This window comes from Hymenobacter terricola (assembly GCF_017921975.2).
GTDB lineage: Bacteria > Bacteroidota > Bacteroidia > Cytophagales > Hymenobacteraceae > Hymenobacter > Hymenobacter terricola.
On sequence record NZ_JAGEMO020000209.1, the window covers coordinates 1 to 441 of the forward strand.

Consider the following 441-nt stretch of genomic DNA (forward strand, 5'->3'; position numbering starts at 1 on the left):
GCCATTTTTTTCCTGCTAGTTCCTGCGTCTGCAGGAACATATCGAAGTAGACATTGCAGGAACCTGGACTAACCTCTAAAGTCCGTTCAATTTGGTCATGGTGTCGTCTAAGTGACATAAGAGGTTCTGTAACCTGAAGACTATTTTCGTCATCGTTAGGGATTGTCACGTACGTATATAGACGTGTTGTCTTAACAATAATTAATCCGTCACGTTGCAGCTGCTTGAGTGCGTGACGTAATGAGCTAATTGTCATATCTGTTGCCATAGATAGTCTATTATAGGTTGATATTAGTGTGTTATTAGAATAGTCCCTCTGTAGGGTCACATAGTAGAGCAGCTTCAGTGCGTGTGGGTTCCTGAAGCTACGTGTGTGGATAATATCCGGTAACCTTGCATATCTCATAAGTCAACTGCGAGTGATAATACCTTAATTCTACT

General features: G+C 41.5%; 1 protein-coding gene. It reads right to left on the reverse strand.

Annotated elements, in window-relative coordinates:
- On the reverse strand, nucleotides 1-268 hold a 268-nt coding region (locus J4G38_RS28260), incomplete at its 3' end, for a hypothetical protein (RefSeq protein ID WP_210522328.1).
- Between the last annotated feature and the right edge of the window lie 173 nt (nucleotides 269-441).